This window comes from Bacillus solimangrovi (genome assembly GCF_001742425.1).
In the GTDB taxonomy this organism is placed as follows: Bacteria; Bacillota; Bacilli; order Bacillales; family Bacillaceae_N; genus Bacillus_AV; species Bacillus_AV solimangrovi.
The window spans coordinates 130,548-152,519 of record NZ_MJEH01000011.1; the positions used below are offsets into that span (position 1 = coordinate 130,548).

Consider the following 21,972-nt stretch of genomic DNA (forward strand, 5'->3'; position numbering starts at 1 on the left):
TGAACCTATAAGTGTTAATTTAATAATTTTATTAAACTTGACTTTTTGCCCATACAAAATTCCAGCTTGCTCATATGATAATATCGTAAGCTAATTAAAACTTTTAAAGGAGGAAAGTAACATGAGTTATGGTGGACGAGGAGGCATTTTTGCGTTACTAGTAATATTATTTATCTTGTTAGTCATCATAGGATGTGCTTGCGCATACTAAACAATCACTAGGTAGTCGCAGTGTTGTTTGACTTAACTAACAAAACTTTTATCCCTTCTTACACATATAAAATATTAACGGATGTCTCAATAAACGAGCATCCGAGTTACTTATAAAAAAATTAAGTCAGTTTTTACTTTCAATTATAAAATTATAGAAATATATACAACAAATTGCATTAATTGCAAATTTCTTTAACTAAGCAATCACAAACTTCCTTTTGATCTGAAGGCGAACTTTGTTCGGAAACTCCCTAGCTGTTTAACTCTATGATACACTTATATGTAATATAAACAATCGGAAGCGAGTGATATAGTTGCAATATCCTAAGCCATATATCGAGTATCTTGCCTATTTCCACGGGCCCCGAGATTACTTTGAGTGTCACGAAATACTTGAAGAACATTGGAAGAAAGACTCACCTAATGCACGTAAATCATATTGGGTTGGACTGATTCAAATCGCAGTTGGATTATATCATTACAGACTTAAAAATTATAATGGTGCAAAGAAAATGCTTGTCAATGCTTATCGAATAATTGAACAAAATAAAAGTTCGTTCGAACAACTATCACTAGATGTTAATAAGTTACAGTACCTCTTACAAACATCCATTCAAAAGATAGAAACTGAACAACCTTACGAAAGCATTGAACTCCCGCTCACTGATCCCAATCTTCAACAGTTATGCTCAAATGAATGTGAAAAAATGGGTGTCATTTGGGGGACACCAAGTGACTTTTTAAATGAACAAATTATTAGAAAACATACGTTACGAGACCGTAGCGATGTCATTGCAGAACGAGAAAAACAACTAAAGCAACGCCATCTCGATAGACATTAAAACAGCACAACTCATAAACTCACAATCAATATTGACCTTTTCAATTTTTGAACTATACAAAAAAAAGCTGACTATAACATTCACACTTAGATGAATATTATAGTCAGCTTATATTGTTTTACTCTTCTACATCACATTTTGAGAGAAAGTTCAACGTATATTGGTTAGGAACAACTGGTACATCATCACCTAATGAATGACGTAGAGCTTCAACCATCTTTTTCCCAATCCCCTGCTGTCGATGTGATGGATTGACACAAACGTGTTGCAATTCGGCCACATTATCTTCTATCCTTACTCCGATAATGCCAATTATAGCTTCTTCCTTCCACAAATATAACTGCCATTTGTCATCTTGCTCATATTGGTGGATTGTCTGCTGCAAACGCTTTACTTCTTTTTCATTCGGCATGAATGAAAGTAGCCCCATAGCTATCTTTTCATATGATTTTTTAAATTTTATTAACATTCTAATCCCTCATTATCTATAAACTTGTCAATGAGTGACAGAAACAGGTTCGCGACACCCTTAGTGTATTAATTTTTATATAATCTTTTTTTCATTATAGATCATAAAATATAAAATACAATAGGTGTCAATCACTCCATTATGTCTACCCTATGAACAAGTTTGAAAGAAACCACTTTTATTATTTTTGTGGAAACACCTTTATATTAACACACGTTCTTATTCACACAAAAAAATAATTAGGGATCCAGAACAATCTGAAAATTACTGTTTTGTCAAACTTGCAAAAAATTGTCGCGACAAGACTAAAACATTTATCACTAAATGACTATTCACTTCATCCAAATTGTCTCGTTAAATTTGCCATCTCAATTGCAGAAACAGCAACCTCCCAACCCTTATTACCTGCTTTCGTTCCAGCGCGTTCCACAGCTTGCTCAATCGTCTCTGTAGTTAATACGCCAAAGATAACCGGAATTCCTGTTTGCATCGCAACATTTGATACACCTTTAGCCGCTTCGTTACAGACGTAATCAAAATGTGGTGTTGATCCGCGAATTACTGTTCCAAGCGTAATAACCGCATCATACTTGTTTGATTCAGCCATTTTCTTTGCCAATAGAGGAATCTCAAACGCTCCTGGAACCCAAGCAATATCTATATTATCTTCATCTACACCATGGCGTCTTAGTGCATCTTCTGCTCCACTTAACAATTTACTTGTAATAAAATCATTAAAACGTCCAACTACAATCCCTACTTTCAAACCTGTTCCAACGAGTTGTCCTTCAAAGACTTTTCCCATATCTATTACCTCCATAAATTCTCTTTTTTATACATATATTTGTACTTTAATATTAAAGATGTAGCATATGACCGAGCTTTTCATACTTTGTCTTTAGATAGCTTTCATTCTCTTTCCTACTCGGTAATTGAATTGGTACCCGATCAACCACTTCAAGACCATAACCTTTCAAACCAGTTATCTTGCGTGGGTTGTTCGTTAATAGCTTCATTTTCGTTACACCTAAGTCTCTTAATATTTGTGCACCGACACCATATTCGCGTAGATCTGGCTTGAAACCAAGTTTCTCATTTGCCTCTACCGTATCATAGCCTTCTTCTTGTAACTTGTAGGCTTTTAATTTATTAAGTAAACCAATTCCTCTTCCTTCTTGCCTCATATACAACAATATCCCATTTCCCTCTTCTTCTATTTGAGAGAGTGCGCTATGTAACTGTGGACCACAATCACAACGGTAAGAACCGAATACATCACCTGTCAAACATTCTGAATGAACGCGAACGAGGGTTGGTTCACCTTGTTTTATTTCTCCTTTCACAAGTGCCACATGTTCTTTTTGGTCAAGCACATTCGAATAACCTAATGCCTTGAAATCACCGAACGCTGTTGGAAGGCTTATTTCTACTTCACGTTGAACAAGTTTCTCCTTCTTATGACGATATTGAATGAGGTCTTTGATTGTAACCATTTTCAAATCAAACTCATCTGCAATCTCCCTTAATTGCGGAACACGTGCCATCGTACCATCTTCATTCATAATCTCACAAATAACACCAGCTGGTTTTACTCCACATAAGCGAGCGAAGTCTACTGCTGCTTCCGTATGTCCAGCTCGTTGCAAAACTCCTCCATTCTTTGCAACAAGCGGAAAAATGTGACCTGGTCGTTTGAAATCACTTGATTTAACAGAGGGTTCTGTTAATTTCCTTACCGTTTCGGCACGTTCATAAGCGGAAATCCCTGTTGTTGAATCACGATAATCTACGCTAACCGTAAATGCTGTACCGTGTGGGTCCGTATTCAAGTCAACCATTGGAGCAAGCTGAAGGCGTTTTGCATCACCTTCAGTTATCGGTGCACAAATTAACCCACGTCCATATGTCGCCATAAAATTAATAATTTCTGGAGTCGTTTTTTCTGCAAGTGCTACAAAATCACCTTCGTTTTCACGATCTTCATCGTCACAAACGATCACTACTTTTCCTAAGCTTAAATCCTTAATCGCTTCTTCAATAGCATCAAACATAGAAATCCTCCTCTACTTATGTAAGAAATGACACTTGGTCAAATTCTCGTGTATCTTTAATACCCATGTTCTTTAAGAAAATGCTCTGACAAATTCGATTGTGAAGAAGTCGTACTTACCATTCGTTGTTCCAAGAACCGCTCTATATACTTTGCCAACATATCACATTCAATGTTTACGATATCCCCGATCACCTTTGAACCTAGTATCGTTTCTTCAAGCGTGTGAGGGATAAGTGAAACTGTAAAAGTTTGCGCACTCGTTCCAAACACAGTTAAGCTTGTTCCATCAACTGCAACAGAACCCTTTAAAACGATATAACGCAATATTTCATTTGGAACTTCAATCTCGTAATATATCGCATTCGCCTTAGCCTTCCTAGAGCGAATCTTACCGGTTCCATCAACGTGCCCTGAAACAAAATGTCCGCCAAATCTGCCACCTGCTGCCATTGCTCGTTCAAGATTCACTGTAGAACCTTCCTTAATAGCATTTAAACTTGTTGACTTAACTGTTTCAGGCATCACATCGACTGTAAAAGACTTCTCTGAAAACGATGTAACCGTCAAACAAACACCATTTACCGCAATGCTATCACCAAGATTTACATCTTCTAAAATTGTCTTAGCACCAATTGTCATTACTATCGCATCTTTCGTTCTGTTCATCTTTACAATCGAACCAATTTCTTCAACAATACCTGTAAACATGTTATCTCCTCGCTTTTTCAAAAAGACTCTCCTTTAACCTTTATGAACAGCTACAACTTTAAGATCTTCACCGATTTTTTCAAATGATTGAATGTCAACACTCATTGCCTTATCGATAAACGGAATTCCCTCACCAAGGAACGAGCTAGGTGCTTCTTTTCCCCCTATTAATTTTGGGGCGACATAAGTAATTACTTTTTGAAATGCTCCCGCAGTTAGAAAGCTTCCATGCACTGTAGCACCTCCCTCAACAAATAATGAAGTAATCTCTTCTTCACCGAGTCGAATGAGCAATTCTTCGATTGAAATTATGTCTCTTGCTAGTTTGATAACTCGCACACCTTTATTTTCTAATTCTCTTACTTTTGCAGCTGGTACACTTTCCGTTGTGACAACCCATGTTGGTGCTTCATTATCATTTACGATTTGAGCATCTAACGGAATTCGCAAATGATGATCTAAAATGATTCTTATACAATTTCTCCCCCCATCAGGTAATCGAGTCGTTAAACTAGGGTTATCTTGTAATACTGTTCCAATTCCAACTAAGATTGCATCATGTTCATGTCGATATCGATGAACATCCATACGTGCTTCTTGCCCAGTTATCCACTTGCTATCACCTTGAGATGTGGCTGTCTTGCCATCAAGACTAACAGCAGTCTTTAATGTTACATAAGGTGTCTTCGTTCGAATATAGTGGAAGAACTTCTCGTTTAAACGACTAGCTTCTTCTTGTAATACTCCCACTTTAACTTCAATGTCAGCTTCTTTTAGCTTATTTATCCCCTTACCAGACACTTGAGGATTCGGATCAGTTGTTGCAATAACAACCCGACGCACATCATGCTCAATGACAACGTCTGCACACGGAGGTGTTTTGCCATAATGGCTACAAGGTTCTAACGTTACATATAAAGTAGCATCAACCGCTTTCTCTGCTGCCATCTGCAATGCATGGACTTCCGCGTGAGCTTCACCTGCCTTCAAATGTGCACCAACTCCAACTACTTCATGATCTTTGACTACTATTGCTCCAACTACTGGATTAGGACTCGTTTGACCTTTTGTCTGTTGCGCAAGCTGAATTGCTAATTTCATATACGATTCATCACTCATGGATTTCCCTCCTTCCTTCTCAAATACCTTTGACATAACTTGAAGGATAAGTGTACTTGTTAAACTATTTAACTCGTGTTGCTCTGTTATATCCTCTTCGTGAAATAGCAAAAACCCCCTTAGGAATTTCCTAAGGGGGTTAGAATTTATGATGGTATGAGAAATAAACTTAATCTATTTTCATAGATTAAGAAAGCATCAGAAAGAAACCTGCTCATACGCTAATAAAACATCCAATTTTTTGTATATAAAAAAGGTTACACTTCACCTTACTATACAAATATGGTCGTCTTAAAAAACTGCCTCATAAACTGAAGTAGTTCATCGTATACAGACTTCACCTGTATTTTTTCCTTCTCCCATCCAGACTTTAACTGTCGGTCCCGGAGTTTCACCAGGTCCACCGGCTGCAATACTAGCAGACGGGTCACGGACTAAGAAACAATTCGTTTCATCACCGCCGGTAGGGATTTCCACCCTGCCCCGAAGGAATACACTATTATGCAATTGTACTTACAATATCCTCTAGTTACTTCAAGTATTAAAAAATAATTATTTTAAGGGGTTTTCGTTGAAAGTTAGTTTACTATAATTCCCCTTAAAATCTTACTTCGCTCCCGAATTCCTATCAAAATTCTACAGGTTCTCGGTTGAAAATATATTATCAGTAATATCCTAAAATTGCAAGAAAGATAGATAAGGTTTCTTGATTTGTTACCAAACTTATACGTAAAAATCATGTTATAAAACAATCATCAGAACTCACATTTAACATCTAACCAAATCCAATCCATGAACATAAATTAATTTGATTTCATATAGTAAATGATAAGGATTAACTTTGAAATGAGCCAATTGCAATACCGCATTACAATTGGTTTTTAGGGGGATTGATCATGCCTTCAATTATCGCAGGGTTGCCCATAAATATTGATAGTGTTAGTGGAATTGTGAATTTCGGAGATTCATTAAACACTTCTCCAAAAAGAAATCTAAAACTTTATTCAGGCGCAGGAGGCGCTAATATTGGTAACTTCGTAAATACGAACAATTGCATTAGCTTTACAAACAATCTCGATCCAGACATCATCGATCAGCCTATAGTTAGAAATGTATAAGGAAGTGAGTCCTCTCAAATATAATCTCCACCAAAGATCACTATTTGTTAATATTATAAAAATTTTCCGCTAACAAGATTTCGATTGTTATTTTCTACATTGGTTTGGTTTGTTTATGGTTCTGATAACTATTTATAATTTCCAATTCTTACTGTTATAACGAAATAACTTATGACAGTTTGAGGTATTTATGAAAAAATCCCCTTGTCTTGATTATTGTTTTCACTTATATTCACTTCCTCTGTTCAAGCATTATCTTTGGCTCATAATTTTGTTGTTTGGAAAGGGAAAGTTTATAAAGTTAAACAAGAAGAAATAATTAAAGATAATGAGATTGGTAAAATCATATTTACGAGGGTATGAAACCTATGAGTCTATGATTTATTACATAAATGACAAATATGGCAACGAAAAGATATTTGATTTTATAGAAAACCTTAGAAGACAGGATATTAATGATGAACTATATGATACTTTTAAAGTGACTGAAGAACAATTTATTCAAGACTGGAAAGAATATTTTTCATTGTGATTTGATTGCAACTGTATTGTCGGATTTCTCACTCAATTAATACAAGAAGGTATTTACCTTTATCAAGCACGATACTTTACGAAAGACTCATGTGCGATTCAATAATAAACAAATAAAAGTAACGCAGAAATGAACAATTTCATTATTTCCTGCGTTACTTTTATTACCTTTATACGGCTGTCATCACTTTTTGTTGTAATAGCTTCGCCTTCACTTCTTCAACTACTTTCATAGCATCAACAGTACTATTAACTACATCTGTTTTATCCATGTTGACAACAATTGTTTGACTTGCTGTATAATGATTTTCAAGCCAATTATCATAACCCGACCACAATGTGCGATAATATTCGGTTAAGCCTTTATCTTGTTCGAAGTCACGTCCACGTAACCCAATTCTATGCATAACTGTTTCAAAACTTGATTTTAAATAAATATTTAAATCAGGTGCTTTTTTATATGGTAAACCGTCAATCTCTTTCATCATTTCATATAAGATACCTTCGTAAATCTCAAATTCTAGTTGATTAATCCGACCTAGATCGTAGTTTACTTTCGCAAAATACCAATCTTCATATATCGATCTATCTAATACAGCATTATCTTCTTTATACGCTTTCTTAATAGCCTGAAATCTTGTTTTCAAAAAGTATAACTGCAATAAAAATGGATAACGCTTCGCCTGAATTTCTTCCTCACTCGCTTGATAGAATAACGGTAATATTGGGTTATCATCTACACTTTCATAATAAACAGTTGAACCCAATTCTTTAGCCAACAATTCACTTACGCTTGTCTTACCAATACCTATCATCCCCGACACAACTATAACTGTCATCACTTCCCTCACCTGTTTAACAGGTAAATACCGAACACCCTCTATAATTTTATCAATGCCCTAAATCACACTCATTTTCACGTGTGTACATATAAGCAGCCTAAAGTAGTAGTTAACCTTTAAGAAGTCTTTAAAATATTATTAGAGTTTTTTTAAAATTACGACGCCCTCTTCTCCTGGACAATTCATTAACTTAGATGTTCTTTGTATAAACCTGTAATTCCTCGTTGTATTCTTTTCCAAAACTTATTTCATCATTAACTCTACCTTGACTATTTAACAATTCTAAACCTATGCTTGTCAAGACTATTAACATTTCTTTATTAGTTTGTTACTCGTTATTCAATACATAATCACTTCAACCACTTATCTAATAAAATAGCTTACTATTATATATATGACTATAATATATTTTATTTATAATTTTAGAATCTTGGTGAAGGCATCTACACTCCTTTTGTAAGATGTGATGTTCTCCGCTCACTTTCCACTTGAACTAAACATGGAATTCATAATCATTCCTCATATACTTAATACATTAATAGAAAGTCAAATAATCATTCCTACCATAAACAGTAATAAAATGAACATCCCTAAAAGGCTCAGTCGTTTACTTGTATATGCTAGATCATCCGAGTTCTCATTGTTACTTTTTTCAATTTCTTCATTAGATACCTTCAATGCTATCGAATTAAAAACTAAACAACCAAGATATCCAATAATCTCTAGTATTAAAGATAATGATGAAAAATATATTACTACAGGAGTAATTATCGTAAAAATCCCTAAAATCACTGGACCAATAGAATGAGTGTTATTAACATGCGTATTATTCATTTTGAATCTCCAATCTAATAAACTACTTCTTTAATACGAATAAATCTAACATTGACAAATCATTAAAATATTACCATCTCTATCTTTAAAATTAAACCAGTGGCCATTTTCGATATTTGTTGTTATTTCTATTTTTTTACTCTTTACGTATTCAAAAGCATCGTTAATGTTTTTCGTATTAAAATGAAATAGTGGTGTTTTAAAAATATTATCTTCTGAATATATTTTGTTATCTAATACAATATTTGTTCCGTCCATAGACAGTATGTATAAATGTTCAAATAAAATTTCACCATCTGATGGTAATCCTAATAAATCACAATACCAATCACGAGCTTTTTCAATATCGCTAACTGGAATGAATATTGTGCTAATTTGCTTTATGATTGGAATCACATATTTCCCTCCTTCATAAATTCACCTCACCTATTATCCAGTATTTTACTTCATTTTTCAATCCAATACGATATGAAATGTAGAAAACTCAGGTCAATAGTTCTCTCATAATTTTTTTTGGCACTCTTCTTTCTGTAAAAACGAAACAAACAAAAAAGTAATCCCAAAATATACAACAACAGTTGCTCATTTCGAGATTACTTTACGTTCAGCTTGGTTACCTGTTCAATTTCCTACAGATATCTTAATTTATTTCTAGCTTTTACAATGTCGCCATTTTCGACATTGATCCAGATTTCCCAGTTTGCTGGGTCAGGCTCAATAAATTGAAGTTCTACTCGATATGTTAATGTGTAAGTTCCATTCTCATGGTATACAACTAATTCACTCGATTCACTAAGACTTTCAAATGTTTCATTTTCTGATATCTGTAATATCACATCTGCTTCCTCTCGGTTAATGCCGATATGATCCCAAGCAGCTTCCCTGGCATCACTACTAGAAATTTCTATTGTTTGTTCGAGCTTTGTTGGTGCATTTGGGTGGAATTCTCCATTAATAGCAACTATTTTCCCTTCTTTACTCACATGAACGATTACTCTTGATTGATCAATAGGAATATTTTCTATTTTAGGTTGGAATGTATAATGTGTCATACCTAAATCATCTATATCTGCAGATTTCAATTCTAATTTATCCGCTGTCAAGTGGAAGTAATCTTTGTTTACTTCAAAAAACTCAAGAATATCATTCTCATCTTTTACTAACTGGTCAACTATGTCTCCCCTTATAAAAGTAGAACCAATGCTTTTAACTTCACACACTGAACTTACTTCAGAATTAATCTTCCAATCAGTATTCTCCTCTGCACCTACAAATGCTGTTTGACTTGTAAATAAAGCTGTACTCAATACCACTACACCTAATGTTTTATTCCAATTTCTTTTCACTTCATCCACTCCCTTTCAAAGATTAACAATCAGTAATAATAATAAGAAAAATCAACATGGACAAATGTGTAACTAAATTTAAAGATTGTTCATCCCTTTACATAAAATAACGGAATTCTACTGTACTTTTTTGGTTAAGTTACTTTAGTTTCTTACAAAGATTTAGAAATAACTCTACATCACCTTCATATCATTTCTAATATATGGGTATTATATTAATTTATTGGGAATAAAAGAGAATATTGTCGTACAAAATTGTGACAGAATATACTCCTATAAAAAAAGCCTTACTCTATAATAGAAATAAGGTCACTTCTTTTCATACTATAACTCCTTTATTTACTTACTTTCGTTTTATTAATACATATTATTGCTTCTAAAATATGTTATCCTTCTTCAGCAGCCAAAGCATCTGCTTTTGTAACATGGACAGTACCAAATGCATGGTTAGGAGGAGCATAGATTGAATAAAGTTTTAATGGGGTATTTCCTATGTTAGTTAGATTGTGCCATTTTCCAGCAGGTATGAAAATAGCATAATCATCATACACTATTCTTTCAAACTTCAAATTTTCTTTCGTCTCTCCCATTTGAACGAGCCCCTCTCCTTGTTCTACACGAATAAATTGATCAACATCAGGGTGTAATTCCAAACCTATGTCATCACCTACATCAATACTCATTAAAGTAGCTTGTAAATATGGTCCTGTCCATATAGCAGTACGATACGTATTATTCAGCTTTGTTGCTTCATTGATATTGAAAACAAGTGGTTTTTTTCCATAATCCTCAAAAAAATCAGCTCCATTACTGTTAATTGAGTATGATGAATAGAATCTGCTTTCATTAGCAGTAGTCCTGTAAACAGGAGAACTACCATAAGTATAAATTTGTCCATTAATATAATAAGGGTAAAGATATGGATAAAAATATGGAGTATTGTACATTTTCCCTCAAATCCCTTCACCGTTGTATAAAATCATACTATGCACTAATTAAGGAAACGTACTTCGAAACAATCTCACCTATTAAAAGAAGAATTTTGATAATAAAATCCTCTTACGAAAGATATATAAACTACCAAAAAACAAACAAAAGACGTTATAAACCGATTTCTTATCAGCGGTTTATAACGTCTTTTCCATAACACACTCATTCTTGCCAAAGGAATACACTATGTAATTGTCAATTCCATTTTATTGTACAACAATCCAAAAGAAAAAGATGGTGCCCCAAACAAGGCTGAACACACCTAGAAAAGCTAACACGTACCATCGATTCCATCTTTGCAATCGAATCACCCTCATCTCAAACATTCATTTCCATTTCATTATACATGAAGATGTTCCTACGTCAAAGAAAGCATGTGACAATTTGGAAACAGAGAGCTTTTCTCAGTTAACACCTTCCATATCCGATTTCTTAGCAAATTCAATCAATTCATTATAGGGATCACCATTTAACCCTAGCAGTTTGCAAAAAGCCGGCTCCGTTTTTATTCCGAGCTTTTTGAGACGGACTACTTCATTTCTCATGTGTGGGTATTTGTTCATTAAGGCATATTCAATAATCATATGTATATACGCATTCTGCTTAAAAACGGGTACAGGTTGACCAAACAGTTCAAATTCAAATCTTTCTTAATAAAAATTCACCTTTATAGTTGGAACATCCCTTATCAATAACTGCTTTGATCGAAATGCTTCTTTATATTCGTATAAGTGTGTTATTTTTGACTTAAATTGCTGAATGTTATCCACTTGCATAATAATATCTAGATCTGAACCTTCAACGTCAATACCTAAGGGAAGAGTTCCACACAAAATTGGATGATACTCATCCAAACTTTCCATAATCCCTAAATTATTGATTGCATCATAAGCCCTTCGTTGCTTACTATTTCCTTCTTTTAAATAGTTAATTTTATTAAATTTTATAACCCTACACCTACCTTTATTCACATAAATAGCTAGATAAAATGAAAGAAGATTAACACGACATCATCAAAGTGATTTCTCAATTACGATTTCATCACGAATCGGAATGCCATTATCCGCAATAAATGGAATTTCAGACTTAACTTGTCTCGCCTTCTCTACTGCATCAGGGATAACTTGAATTAGCTGATAACCTCTTTTTTGATAAAAACCAAGTGCATGAAGATTATCGTTAGTTGTTATTATTTTCATATACTCGCACCCATTTTCCTTAGCCATCTGTTCTACAGTATCTAGAAGACTTGTTCCTATCCCTTTTCCCTTTTCAATACTATCAAGCGAAATAATCTCACACACATTTTTTTCAATAATATACGTTAATAAACCAATGATTAATTCTTCTTCGTTTAGTACTGCGAGACCATCTAACGTATCACACTGAAAAATTCCACTCGATATGACCATCTCAGAACTACCCCAGTGCTTTTCGAAAAATTCAGATATTATATTCTTGTCAACTTCGGTTGTATGTATAACTTGCATGGTTATGCCCCCACTCAAATAAAATCATTATTACGTTAACTTAATGATGTTCCTCTTACATTACTCATAAAGTGAAACTTCAATCAGTGGAGGTTTTTCTTCATCCCTCACTAATGGTTAGTTGAACCAAACAGGTAATGACTGACGCTTGCTACCACAACGGTATGACCAAGGACCTCTCCCACTTAAACTTCTTTGCTTATCTAAGTTTTAAAGTGGGAGTCTTAGCATCAGTAGACACGTGATAAAAAATAGATTGAAATATTTAGATTATACAATAATTGGATAAGCCAATCAATCATATACTATTGTTGGAGGTGAAAAAATGGAAGATTTCAAATCATTTTGTTGCCTTTGCTTAGGTGGATTCATTGCATTAGCTGGGGTTGCAATTGCATTCGGAATTAGTGGAGCAGGCTTTGTAATTGCATTTTCAAGAAATCCTTCCCTAATGGATCAACTAATTCAGTTCATTTTTTTAATAGGAATTTTACCAAATATTATCATTGCAACGATCGCACTACTTGCAATATTTATCTGTTTAACAAAAAAGCCAAAATGTTATTAGGAGATCCTGATTTTGCCGTCAACATTCAAGATTAAGTATACCTAATCATCAGTAGTTTATTACATCTTCGCTGATGATTAGGTAATAACTATAAATCTAACAATTGAAGAATAGAAAATTCACTTACTTCTGTGTCATTTCAATTAAAAATGTTTTCTCTTAGCCCTTCTATACTAAGTTTTGTTTAATAGCTAGTATGCTTGTAAGACAAAATTCATTAAACATCACTTGTTGTATAGAGTTGTAAAAAATCAAAAAAATTATTTTTCAACTTCAAAAGCTAGAACAGTTTTTAGCTTATCACTACTTACTTTTCTAAAATCACTTAAATAAATCTCTTCATGATCTTTTTCTTTACGCTGATAACCACTTTCCTTAACGTACGCTTCCATTATTTTAAATGTTTCAATTTCTGTATCAAACGATCCAACATGCATCATTACACAATGTTTTTTTGATTCTCTAGTGATTAAAGCTACTTCATGAAATTTTGGATTATGCTTTTTCGCTGATACAATACTTCTTGCTTTTTCAAAATAATTTTGAGTAACAAATTCTGGCATCATTATTCTAATTTCCCATTCAAAAACACTTTTATCCTTGCCATCGTATACTGCTCCATTTAATGTACTCCAATGGCCTTCTAATGGTGGACAAACAAAACGTTCAAAATTTGGTATTTGTAAACTATCATTCTTATAACTCATTGAAATCGTATAAGCAATACCATATAAAGCTTGAATTGATTGTATAAATCGATCACTATCTGGTGCTCCTTCACCCTTAATAGCTATAAACTGCAAAGTAGGAAAATCTACAATTGCTGCTTTTTTTGATGATGCTTTGTATACCATGCTATATACTTTTTTATAATCTATTTTAGACATTTTGCACTCCTTTTCATTAATTTTTCTTGCTCAAAACTTGTTTTAGTACATACATATACAACATTTACCGTATTTTCGATAAAGGCATTACAAATCATCTGACAATCAGATCCTATAGATTTTATTTACTTTTACTCTATCTCAATTGAAAATGTTTCTTTCAAACCTTGTTTACCTACATTCGTTACTTTTATTGCTCTTGTTTTTGGTATACGTTCAATCCAATTTAACTCCAGCAATCTTTCTAAGAGTACACTTCCTAATGCTCCAGCAAGGTGATGACGGCGTTCACTCCAGTCTAAACATTTCTTAGAAAATGAACGTCGCTTCTTTTTTACTTCAACTAAGTTAATTTGAAATCCTTCAAAAAAATCTTTTCCCTTTTCGGTTACTACAAAATCTTCTTGTTCTTCATTTAAAATACCTGAATGTAATAAAGCACTCGTCAATTGTACGCCTAAACTTCCAGCAAGATGGTCATAACAAGTTCTGGCCGAACGGATCGCTTTGTCTTCAGAAGCTTGATTATATGATTTAATCTCAATTGGTGGAGCAATGGATAACAGTGATTCCATAACTTGAGCCACCTCTTGATTGAAAATGCCGTAATATCGATGCCTTCCATGCTGTTCCACTGTAACAACATTTGCTTCAACCATTTTAGATAAATGAAAGCTTGCTGTTTGTGGTTTGATTCCTACCATGTAGGCCAATTCACTTGCTGGATGAAACCTACCGTCTAATAGAACTGTTAATATCGCTGCACGAGAGCGTTCACTTACCAAACTTGCAACCATTGCAACATTTGTGTTCGATTTCATTTGACTCCTCCTATGCATTTCATATTTCGATGATAATCGAAATTTACTCAGTATACAATTATATCAATGACATGAAATGGAGGAAAAAGCATTGAAACATACAAACAATATTAAGAAAACAAAAATGATTAAACCGAAAATCCTTTACTATGGAACACCTGTTATTTTACTTACGACACTTAATGCAGATGAAACGGTTAACATTAGTCCGCTATCTTCATCTTGGGCACTGGGAGACTGTATTGTATTAGGGATTGGTCTTGATGGAAAAGCGTTTGAAAATATTAAACGACATCGTGAATGTGTTATTAACATCCCCAATGCATCATTATGGGAGCATGTAGAACGACTTGCACCTTATACGGGAAAGAATCCAGTTCCAGATTATAAGAAAGATAATGGATTTACATATAATAAAGAAAAATATGAAATTAGTAACTTAACTCCTATTTCGTCAACATTTGTACAACCTACTCGTATTGTAGAATGTCCACTACAAATTGAAGCAAAAGTAACAAAAGTTCGTATCCCTGAGCATTCATCTAATTTTGCAATTATTGAGATAAAAGCCATACAAGTACACGCTCATGAAGATATCACTATTAATGAAAACCATGTTGACCCATCAAAATGGAACCCACTAATCTATAATTTCCGTCATTATTTTGGACTTGGAAATGAGGTAGGAAAAACATTTCGTTCAGAAACATGAAAAAAAGGTTAAAAGTTTAAGTAGAGCAACATTCATTACTTAAAGTGAAGCTTACATTAGTGGAGTTTTCTTCCTCTCCCACTTATACGTTGTTGACACGTAATAAACTCATCCAAAAGTTGTAGTTTTATTCATGCTACTGTCTAATGTGTTTATATTTCTCGCCCCTTATAATTGACTTATAAATTATAAAGGCTATATAAGGAGTGACATTAGTATGAAAATTAACGAAATCACTTTGAAAAGCTTTAATTTTAATGAAATGAAGCAGTTTTATACAAATGTATTACAGATGCAGTTAATTACAGAAGAGGATAACTTGTTTTCTGTAAAAGCAGGAAAGACGATGTTAACCTTCGAAAGATCTAGTCATATTCCGTTTTATCATTTTTGCCTTCGTACAAATGATAGTTATTTTGACCATATGTATGAAAGGATAAAAGTTCTTCACATTTTACTACCAAATGAATCTGGAGAAACACTACTATTTTGGGAAGGAAAACAAGCCTATTTCACTGACCCAGATGGAAACATACTAGAAATGCTCGTAAGACCATTTCTATATGATGAACAAGAACCGTTCGGTTGGTTTGACATTGGAGAGGTTGGTATGCCGTCAAAGTCAGTAAAAGAATTACAAAATTTATTTGCTTCTTTTGTGACAGATGAAATGAAACATATTAGTGACACATTTGCATTTTACGGAGATGAATTTGGAGTTTTTGTATTAGTGAAAGAAGGAAGACATTGGTATCCAACTGAACGACCAGCAACGATACATCCTATAAAAATCGCAATAAATGGTGTTAATTTTCATAGATGGGAACATCCTTCATTACCATATACTATTAGCAATAATGGGTGTTAGATATATTCATAACATTTCGATGAAATCTAATCGTTTTACTGAATTGATACGAATCCTACATTCACGTTAATATTCATGACTTTTTGAATAAAGTGAAACTTCCATAAGTGGATTATTTCCTCCATCATCCACTTACAGTTAGTTGAACCAATCAGGTAAAAGGCCCTCTCCTACTTAAATTTCGCTTGCTTTTCTAAGTTTTGAAGGTGGAGTCTTAGCGTCAGTTGACAAGTGATAAAATAATTTGAAATGGAGGAAGTCCGTATGAACCTATACGAGAAAATCATACCTTTTATGCTGATTTTGACTGGGGGATATTTTATAATTAAAAGTTTTGAACTTAATAACAAACTAATAAGTATGGATGGCAATGGAACAAGTTTATCTCTCTTAGGGATGGAAATAATAGATAAACTAAAATATAGTCATGTACCTAACACTATCGCGTTTCTTATTGCAATTGGAATTATTTTAATTATCACCCCACTCGTTTATCTTACTTATAAGTCAATACAAGTTAAAAAATAGGTTCATTCATAATTACTTATTTCATCGTGATAAAGTGAAACTTCCATAAGTGGGGCTTTCACTTTATCCTCCACTTATAGTTAACCAATCAGTTAATTACTGAACCTTATACCATAAAGATGACCATAGCCCTCTCCCACTTAAACTTCGTTGATTCTCCTAAGTTTTGAAGTGGGAGTCTTAGTTTCAGTTGACACGTAATAAATATGCCTAAATCATTAGGTAAACAGCAAAAAGTAGCAGCGCAAATGCACTGCTACTAATTCATTTGAACGGCTTTTGCTCGTTCAGCTTTATTTACTTTTTGATCTTGCAAGAACTTTACCATATGCTTATTGAATTCTTTTGCTCGTTCAAGGTTACAAACGTGGCCACACTTTTCAATAATGCGAACATTTTCAGGTCGGAAGTTTCGAACAACACCTTCTAAAAACATGTGGTCCTCTGCACCCATAATGTGAACTTGAGGAATACTTGACTTTATTTTTGAACGAATATAACGATAACGTGCATTCGTCTTCACGACGAAATCACACCATTTAAAATAATCTTCTCGATTCATTTTTTTTGCTTCTTGAATAAAAAAGTGGCGGCTACGTTTATGGTTTTGTTTCGGCATAAAAAGATAAGCTAGTGCTTTATAGTTCCACAAATAAGGAATGACTACTTTAGAGATCGGGGAAAAAACGATATTCGCTAACCAATATCCCCACTGCTTAATTTCAACTGCTGTTCCACCATTAATAACTGAAAGCACTCTTTCAGGAGCTTTATAACAAATTTCCTGCATAATGATCGTTCCAAGCGAAATACCTAGCAGGTGTGCTTTTTTAATATGCAGAGAGTTCATTAACATCAACACCGTTGTCGCTAACTCTTTATGTGAATAGTCATCAATACTTCCAGATGCACCATGTCCTGGCAAGTCAAACAACAATAAATTATAATCTTGTTTTAATGAATCCAGTTGTTTCGTAAACATTCGATGACTGCCACCTAATCCATGAAAGAAACAAATCCACTCATGACTTGGATGGCTCTTATGAACTTCATAATACATATTCATAAGCTAGTCACCTATACACGTACTGGACGACTAAAAGCGAAGATAATATTGCGCAACATCTCTTTATCCATAACAACAGGTTGCACGCTCGCTCTTTCCAGTAATAGCTTTGTGTTCTTGTCTTCAAATCGAACTGACTTCTCCATATACGGATGAAATACTTGTGCAGCTGAATTGACAAACTTGTCCATCTTACTTAAGACTCCTTTATAAGTCACTGGCACAAGTTCAACATTATTTAAGTTCAGCGCCTCTTTCATCAGTTCAAATACAACTTGATGTGATGGCGGATTTGAATTCGTAATATGATAGATTTTACCGTTTTCAGCATGTGTAAGACCTGCTACTAATACTTTCGTTACATAATCAACAGGCACAAAATTCGAATTAGTATGTGCATTACACATGAACTTTATCTTTTTTTCTAATAGCTCTTTATTGCGCTCGATCCGCTTCTTCAATAATGAGAAACTGCGTAATACTCCGTATAAAGCAAAGTTTGATTCAGCCTCACCTGTTTTCGAATCACCAACAATAATAGCCGGACGGAATATACTAATATTGAAATTGTCTTTGTACTCTGTTAATAAATGCTCAGCATGGCATTTGCTTTCTTCATAATTATTAACAAACTCATTATCTACTGAATGTAATTCTTCCTTACCGAATTCTTTCTTTCCTAACGTATAAGCAGTGCTCACGTGGAAAAAGTTTTGAACTTTTATTCTTTTGGCAAACTCAAGAACGTTGTTGGTACCGCCTACATTTATTTGAAACGTACGTTCACGTTCACTATCATCAAATGATAGATATGCAGCTACATGATAAATTGTATCAATCTTAGAAGTTAATTCATTACATAGACCTTCAGATAGACCTAGTAATGCGGATGATATATCTCCACGTAATATATTAAGATTTTGAGTTAAATTTTCAGGTAGCTTTTCATAAAGCATCTTCTCTTTACGTTCACTGCGCACTAACGCAAATACGTTGTGCCCTTTTTCTAACAATTCTTTAGTTAATCGTGTTCCCACGAATCCTGTTGCACCAGTAATTATGATATTCAATGATGTTCACTCCTTCACCTATACTAATAATGTACTATTTATACAGGTAAATTCCAATCAAATTATTAGTTTTTTAGTTGACATTTTTACTAAAAAAAAATAATTATTGATTTTGTACCATTGCATCGCGAATAAACCATATTTATATTTTCGTTAGATGTAAGCCACGAGTAGGGGGTAAAATAGGTGGGAAAGTAAGGGAAACGAGCAGAAGAAGTGAGATAAGTAGAAATAAAGCTTATTCACTACAGGGAAACAAACTTACATTACCCTATATATCTATTGTTATTTTAAAGTCAAACATAGCATGCGCTACAGTAATAATCCGAACAATCTGAAAGTTTAGGAGAACCAGTGTATTAAAATACAATGATTTTCAAATTACTTGATTTAAAAATCGTTAACAAAAATTATGCGAAGAATAGAAATGACTATACTAAACTATCCTTATTATTAATTTCATCCTATATGTACAAATCATATCTTCTCACAAATGCTAATGAGAAGTTACGACTTGAATTTGAGAGTTATACAAGAATGCAGATCCTCAAATTGATAATAACAATTTGATAAGACAATAAGGAGGTGCACTAATTTTCAGTACGTTATCCACTTCACCCTTAATTAATTCAAGTTCAGATTTATGGAAACCCCCTCTAATTTCGAAATAATAGGATTGGCTTTTTTACATCAACATTAAAACAAACCTTAATGATAAAAATAAGAACATTACTCTTGTAGGAATTTATTTTACATTTTCTTCAATACATTTTCTTCAAAATGTTTACCCCAATCAGGCTTTCTTCCATCAATATCTGTAAATCCATACTCTCTGCATAATCCCCATGAACTAAGTGCTTGCCCCGTTTTTTCATGTACATTAGGATCACTGGATAATGCAGCGATAGCTCTGCCAAGAAAGAACGGAGTTTCTGATGCGATGAAATGTGGATCTTTTTTCGCACCTTCCTGCCAGTTAGCTTCTGAGACACCGAAATAATCTAACATCGCCTCTGAACGAAGAAAGCCTGGGCTCACTGCTAATGCTGTAATATTGTAAGGAGATAAGTCTTGAGACATCGCTTCAGCTAAATGGATCGCAGAAATTTTCGCTAAACTATAATATAAGTTACCTCGATATTGATAATCAACTCCATCAGTAATCTCTATCACTAATCCTTTTTTATTCTTCACCATAAGAGGTACACCGTAATGGCTCGTTATAATATGAGATTGAACCGCATTCTTCTGCATAAGTAAACCATTATCTAAATTATGATTCCAAAAAGGTGTCTCCCATTCAGTGAGTGGATCGCCTCCCCATACATCATTCACTAAAATATCAAGTTGACCATTTTGTTCTTTTTTAACTTTTTCAAATAATTCTTTTACATCTTCTTCACACGTATGGTCAACTCTAACTGGAATGCCTATTCCGCCTTGACTTGAAACAAGTTCGGCTGTTTCCTCAATCGTCTCTTTTCTTCCCATTGCAGAAAGATTCCCCCTAGTACTTCTACCTGTTACGTATACAGTTGCACCCGCTTCACCAAGCATCATCGCAATACCTCGACCTGCTCCTCGAGTTGCACCAGTAACTACAGCTATTTTTCCTTTTAAAGCTTTCATGTTTATCATCCTCACTTCTTGTAATATGATCATAGTTTACCGCGTAATGATGACACCCTTTGTCATATAATAAAAGGAAAGTTTGAATACTATCCTAGCTTCTATATATTTAGTTTTTAGCTTACATTGATACACCTGAAATCATTATTACCCATTATTTCATCATGGAGGATTAAATATGCGAGCGGACAGGTTAATTAGCATTTTATTATTATTACAAAATAGAGGAAAATTAACGACACGAGAACTAGCAGAACAGTTAGAGGTAAATACAAGAACGATCCATAGAGATATGGAAGCATTAAGTGCGGCAGGTATTCCCGTAGTAGCAGTTCGAGGAAAAGCTGGGGGTTGGCAGTTACTTGAGCAATACCGAACAAAATTGACTGGTCTAAAAGAAAATGAACTTGTCTCCTTATTCATTTCACCATCATCACATTTACTTAATGATCTGAATTTATCAGATGAATGGAAAGAAGCACGTCAAAAACTACTTGCCTCAATTCCAATTTCATTACAGGAACAGACGAGTGATGTTTGGAATCGAATTCATATTGATACAACGACTTGGAAACAGTCTACTGAAAAGATCGAGTCATTCAAGATCCTGCAGCAAGCGATCTGGAACGAAAAAAAACTAAAAATCGAATATGAAAAGGCAGATGGAGAGTGTACTCAGCGTATCGTTGAACCGTTGGGGCTAGTTGCTAAAGGAAGTAAATGGTACTTAGTTGCGTCTTCAAATGGTCAATACCGTAATTACCGAGCTTCTAGAATGATTTCAGTCATGATGACTGAAGATACTTTCACACGGCCAATCGACTTTGATTTGTCAACGTATTGGAGTAATTCAACACAACAGTTCATCAGAAGTTTGCCAAAATATGAAGTCGTGGTAGAAGCCTCTCCATCTATCATTCAAAGGCTGACATTTACTGGACGGTTTATCCAAACGATAAAAGTCGATTCACAACTAGAGAACGGTTGGATTCCAATCACGATGAGCTTTGACTCAGAACAAGAAGCGAGAGAATACATTCTTGGGTTTGGCAATCAAATCAAAATCAATCACCCCGTAACATTAAAAGAAAATATTTATAAGATGGCGAAGTCAGTCGTGCAATTCTATGAACAGGAAAATGAGTTGTAAATAAAATAAAACTTCCATCAACCACTTAAGGTTAGTTGAACCTATCATGTAATAACTGGAACTTTACACCATTTATACTTCGTTGTTTTTCTTAGCTTTAATGTTGGATCCATAGCGT

At 34.1% G+C, this 21,972-nt stretch carries 24 protein-coding genes, 1 pseudogene and 1 riboswitch; of the genes and pseudogenes, 8 read left to right on the forward strand and 17 right to left on the reverse strand.

Features of this window, described 5'->3' with window-relative positions; translation table 11 throughout:
• Nucleotides 1-121: 121 nt before the first annotated feature.
• Both BFG57_RS18290 and BFG57_RS05335 read left to right on the forward strand, forming a co-directional pair.
• Entirely contained in the window at nt 122-211 is a 90-nt protein-coding gene (locus BFG57_RS18290; RefSeq protein ID WP_083249090.1) for a YjcZ family sporulation protein, read from the forward strand.
• A gap of 316 nt (nt 212-527) precedes the next feature.
• Nucleotides 528-1,055 (forward strand): DUF309 domain-containing protein, encoded by a 528-nt coding sequence (locus tag BFG57_RS05335; protein WP_069716441.1) that lies wholly within the window; start codon nt 528-530, stop codon nt 1,053-1,055.
• Nucleotides 1,056-1,173: 118 nt separating this feature from the next.
• Here BFG57_RS05335 and BFG57_RS05340 read toward each other — a convergent pair whose 3' ends face one another.
• The 5 genes from BFG57_RS05340 to ribD form a co-directional block, all read right to left on the reverse strand.
• Nucleotides 1,174-1,524 (reverse strand): GNAT family N-acetyltransferase, encoded by a 351-nt coding sequence (locus BFG57_RS05340; RefSeq protein WP_069716442.1) that lies wholly within the window; start codon nt 1,522-1,524, stop codon nt 1,174-1,176.
• A gap of 337 nt (nt 1,525-1,861) precedes the next feature.
• Nucleotides 1,862-2,329: a 6,7-dimethyl-8-ribityllumazine synthase gene (gene ribH / locus BFG57_RS05345; RefSeq protein WP_069716443.1), complete on the reverse strand. Its 468-nt coding sequence runs from the start codon at nt 2,327-2,329 to the stop codon at nt 1,862-1,864.
• 52 nt (nt 2,330-2,381) lie between these two features.
• Complete coding sequence (locus tag BFG57_RS05350) at nt 2,382-3,575, reverse strand: bifunctional 3,4-dihydroxy-2-butanone-4-phosphate synthase/GTP cyclohydrolase II (RefSeq protein ID WP_069716444.1); 1,194 nt, start codon at nt 3,573-3,575, stop codon at nt 2,382-2,384.
• Between the two features lie 56 nt (nt 3,576-3,631).
• Nucleotides 3,632-4,285 carry a riboflavin synthase gene (gene ribE / locus BFG57_RS05355; protein ID WP_069716556.1) on the reverse strand — a complete coding sequence of 218 codons (654 nt, stop codon included), beginning with the start codon at nt 4,283-4,285 and terminating at the stop codon, nt 3,632-3,634.
• 33 nt (nt 4,286-4,318) lie between these two features.
• Nucleotides 4,319-5,404: a bifunctional diaminohydroxyphosphoribosylaminopyrimidine deaminase/5-amino-6-(5-phosphoribosylamino)uracil reductase RibD gene (gene ribD / locus BFG57_RS05360; protein ID WP_069716557.1), complete on the reverse strand. Its 1,086-nt coding sequence runs from the start codon at nt 5,402-5,404 to the stop codon at nt 4,319-4,321.
• Nucleotides 5,405-5,751: 347 nt separating this feature from the next.
• A riboswitch (FMN riboswitch) is annotated at nt 5,752-5,899 on the reverse strand.
• Between the two features lie 401 nt (nt 5,900-6,300).
• On the opposite strand from ribD, the gene BFG57_RS05365 reads away from it, so the two are divergent.
• Nucleotides 6,301-6,522: a spore germination protein gene (locus tag BFG57_RS05365; protein WP_069716445.1), complete on the forward strand. Its 222-nt coding sequence runs from the start codon at nt 6,301-6,303 to the stop codon at nt 6,520-6,522.
• A 701-nt stretch (nt 6,523-7,223) separates the two neighbouring features.
• Here the strand turns inward: BFG57_RS05365 and BFG57_RS05375 are convergent.
• The 7 genes and pseudogenes from BFG57_RS05375 to BFG57_RS05405 all read right to left on the reverse strand — a co-directional run bounded on the left by BFG57_RS05375 (nt 7,224) and on the right by BFG57_RS05405 (nt 12,555).
• Nucleotides 7,224-7,892, reverse strand: coding sequence for a deoxynucleoside kinase (locus BFG57_RS05375; RefSeq protein WP_069716447.1), 669 nt, complete (start codon nt 7,890-7,892; stop codon nt 7,224-7,226).
• Between the two features lie 549 nt (nt 7,893-8,441).
• Nucleotides 8,442-8,729 (reverse strand): hypothetical protein, encoded by a 288-nt coding sequence (locus tag BFG57_RS05380; RefSeq protein ID WP_069716448.1) that lies wholly within the window; start codon nt 8,727-8,729, stop codon nt 8,442-8,444.
• A 45-nt stretch (nt 8,730-8,774) separates the two neighbouring features.
• Nucleotides 8,775-9,125: a VOC family protein gene (locus tag BFG57_RS05385; protein ID WP_069716449.1), complete on the reverse strand. Its 351-nt coding sequence runs from the start codon at nt 9,123-9,125 to the stop codon at nt 8,775-8,777.
• Nucleotides 9,126-9,358: 233 nt separating this feature from the next.
• Nucleotides 9,359-10,075, reverse strand: a complete 717-nt coding sequence (locus BFG57_RS05390) for a PepSY domain-containing protein (RefSeq protein WP_069716450.1) — start codon at nt 10,073-10,075, stop codon at nt 9,359-9,361.
• Nucleotides 10,076-10,461: 386 nt separating this feature from the next.
• A complete protein-coding gene (locus BFG57_RS05395) occupies nt 10,462-11,022 on the reverse strand; it encodes a cupin domain-containing protein (protein WP_069716451.1) in 561 nt (186 codons plus the stop codon).
• 447 nt (nt 11,023-11,469) lie between these two features.
• Nucleotides 11,470-12,012, reverse strand: a pseudogene (locus tag BFG57_RS05400) (DUF4269 domain-containing protein).
• Between the two features lie 66 nt (nt 12,013-12,078).
• Entirely contained in the window at nt 12,079-12,555 is a 477-nt protein-coding gene (locus BFG57_RS05405; RefSeq protein WP_069716452.1) for a GNAT family N-acetyltransferase, read from the reverse strand.
• 325 nt (nt 12,556-12,880) lie between these two features.
• Here BFG57_RS05405 and BFG57_RS05410 point away from each other — a divergent pair, with 325 nt between their 5' ends.
• Nucleotides 12,881-13,123 (forward strand): hypothetical protein, encoded by a 243-nt coding sequence (locus BFG57_RS05410; protein WP_069716453.1) that lies wholly within the window; start codon nt 12,881-12,883, stop codon nt 13,121-13,123.
• 260 nt (nt 13,124-13,383) lie between these two features.
• Here the strand turns inward: BFG57_RS05410 and BFG57_RS05415 are convergent, their stop codons facing one another.
• Both BFG57_RS05415 and BFG57_RS05420 read right to left on the reverse strand, forming a co-directional pair.
• Nucleotides 13,384-14,010, reverse strand: a complete 627-nt coding sequence (locus BFG57_RS05415; protein WP_069716454.1) for a GyrI-like domain-containing protein — start codon at nt 14,008-14,010, stop codon at nt 13,384-13,386.
• Nucleotides 14,011-14,141: 131 nt separating this feature from the next.
• Complete coding sequence (locus tag BFG57_RS05420; protein ID WP_069716455.1) at nt 14,142-14,831, reverse strand: ArsR/SmtB family transcription factor; 690 nt, start codon at nt 14,829-14,831, stop codon at nt 14,142-14,144.
• A gap of 76 nt (nt 14,832-14,907) precedes the next feature.
• On the opposite strand from BFG57_RS05420, the gene BFG57_RS05425 reads away from it, so the two are divergent.
• The 3 genes from BFG57_RS05425 to BFG57_RS05435 all read left to right on the forward strand — a co-directional run bounded on the left by BFG57_RS05425 (nt 14,908) and on the right by BFG57_RS05435 (nt 16,939).
• Nucleotides 14,908-15,543 (forward strand): flavin reductase family protein, encoded by a 636-nt coding sequence (locus BFG57_RS05425; RefSeq protein WP_069716456.1) that lies wholly within the window; start codon nt 14,908-14,910, stop codon nt 15,541-15,543.
• Between the two features lie 217 nt (nt 15,544-15,760).
• Complete coding sequence (locus BFG57_RS05430; RefSeq protein WP_069716457.1) at nt 15,761-16,411, forward strand: VOC family protein; 651 nt, start codon at nt 15,761-15,763, stop codon at nt 16,409-16,411.
• A gap of 264 nt (nt 16,412-16,675) precedes the next feature.
• Nucleotides 16,676-16,939 carry a hypothetical protein gene (locus tag BFG57_RS05435; RefSeq protein WP_069716458.1) on the forward strand — a complete coding sequence of 88 codons (264 nt, stop codon included), beginning with the start codon at nt 16,676-16,678 and terminating at the stop codon, nt 16,937-16,939.
• A gap of 259 nt (nt 16,940-17,198) precedes the next feature.
• Here the strand turns inward: BFG57_RS05435 and BFG57_RS05440 are convergent, their stop codons facing one another.
• From BFG57_RS05440 to BFG57_RS05450, 3 genes are all read right to left on the reverse strand, one after another.
• On the reverse strand, nt 17,199-18,005 hold the full coding sequence (locus BFG57_RS05440) for an alpha/beta fold hydrolase (protein WP_069716459.1): 807 nt from the start codon (nt 18,003-18,005) through the stop codon (nt 17,199-17,201).
• A gap of 11 nt (nt 18,006-18,016) precedes the next feature.
• Complete coding sequence (locus BFG57_RS05445) at nt 18,017-19,075, reverse strand: SDR family oxidoreductase (RefSeq protein ID WP_069716460.1); 1,059 nt, start codon at nt 19,073-19,075, stop codon at nt 18,017-18,019.
• Nucleotides 19,076-19,825: 750 nt separating this feature from the next.
• Entirely contained in the window at nt 19,826-20,704 is an 879-nt protein-coding gene (locus tag BFG57_RS05450) for an SDR family oxidoreductase (protein ID WP_069716461.1), read from the reverse strand.
• A gap of 178 nt (nt 20,705-20,882) precedes the next feature.
• On the opposite strand from BFG57_RS05450, the gene BFG57_RS05455 reads away from it, so the two are divergent.
• The gene (locus BFG57_RS05455) at nt 20,883-21,854 is read left to right on the forward strand and encodes a helix-turn-helix transcriptional regulator (RefSeq protein ID WP_069716462.1); all 972 of its coding nucleotides are present in this window, start codon (nt 20,883-20,885) and stop codon (nt 21,852-21,854) included.
• Nucleotides 21,855-21,972: the final 118 nt, after the last annotated feature.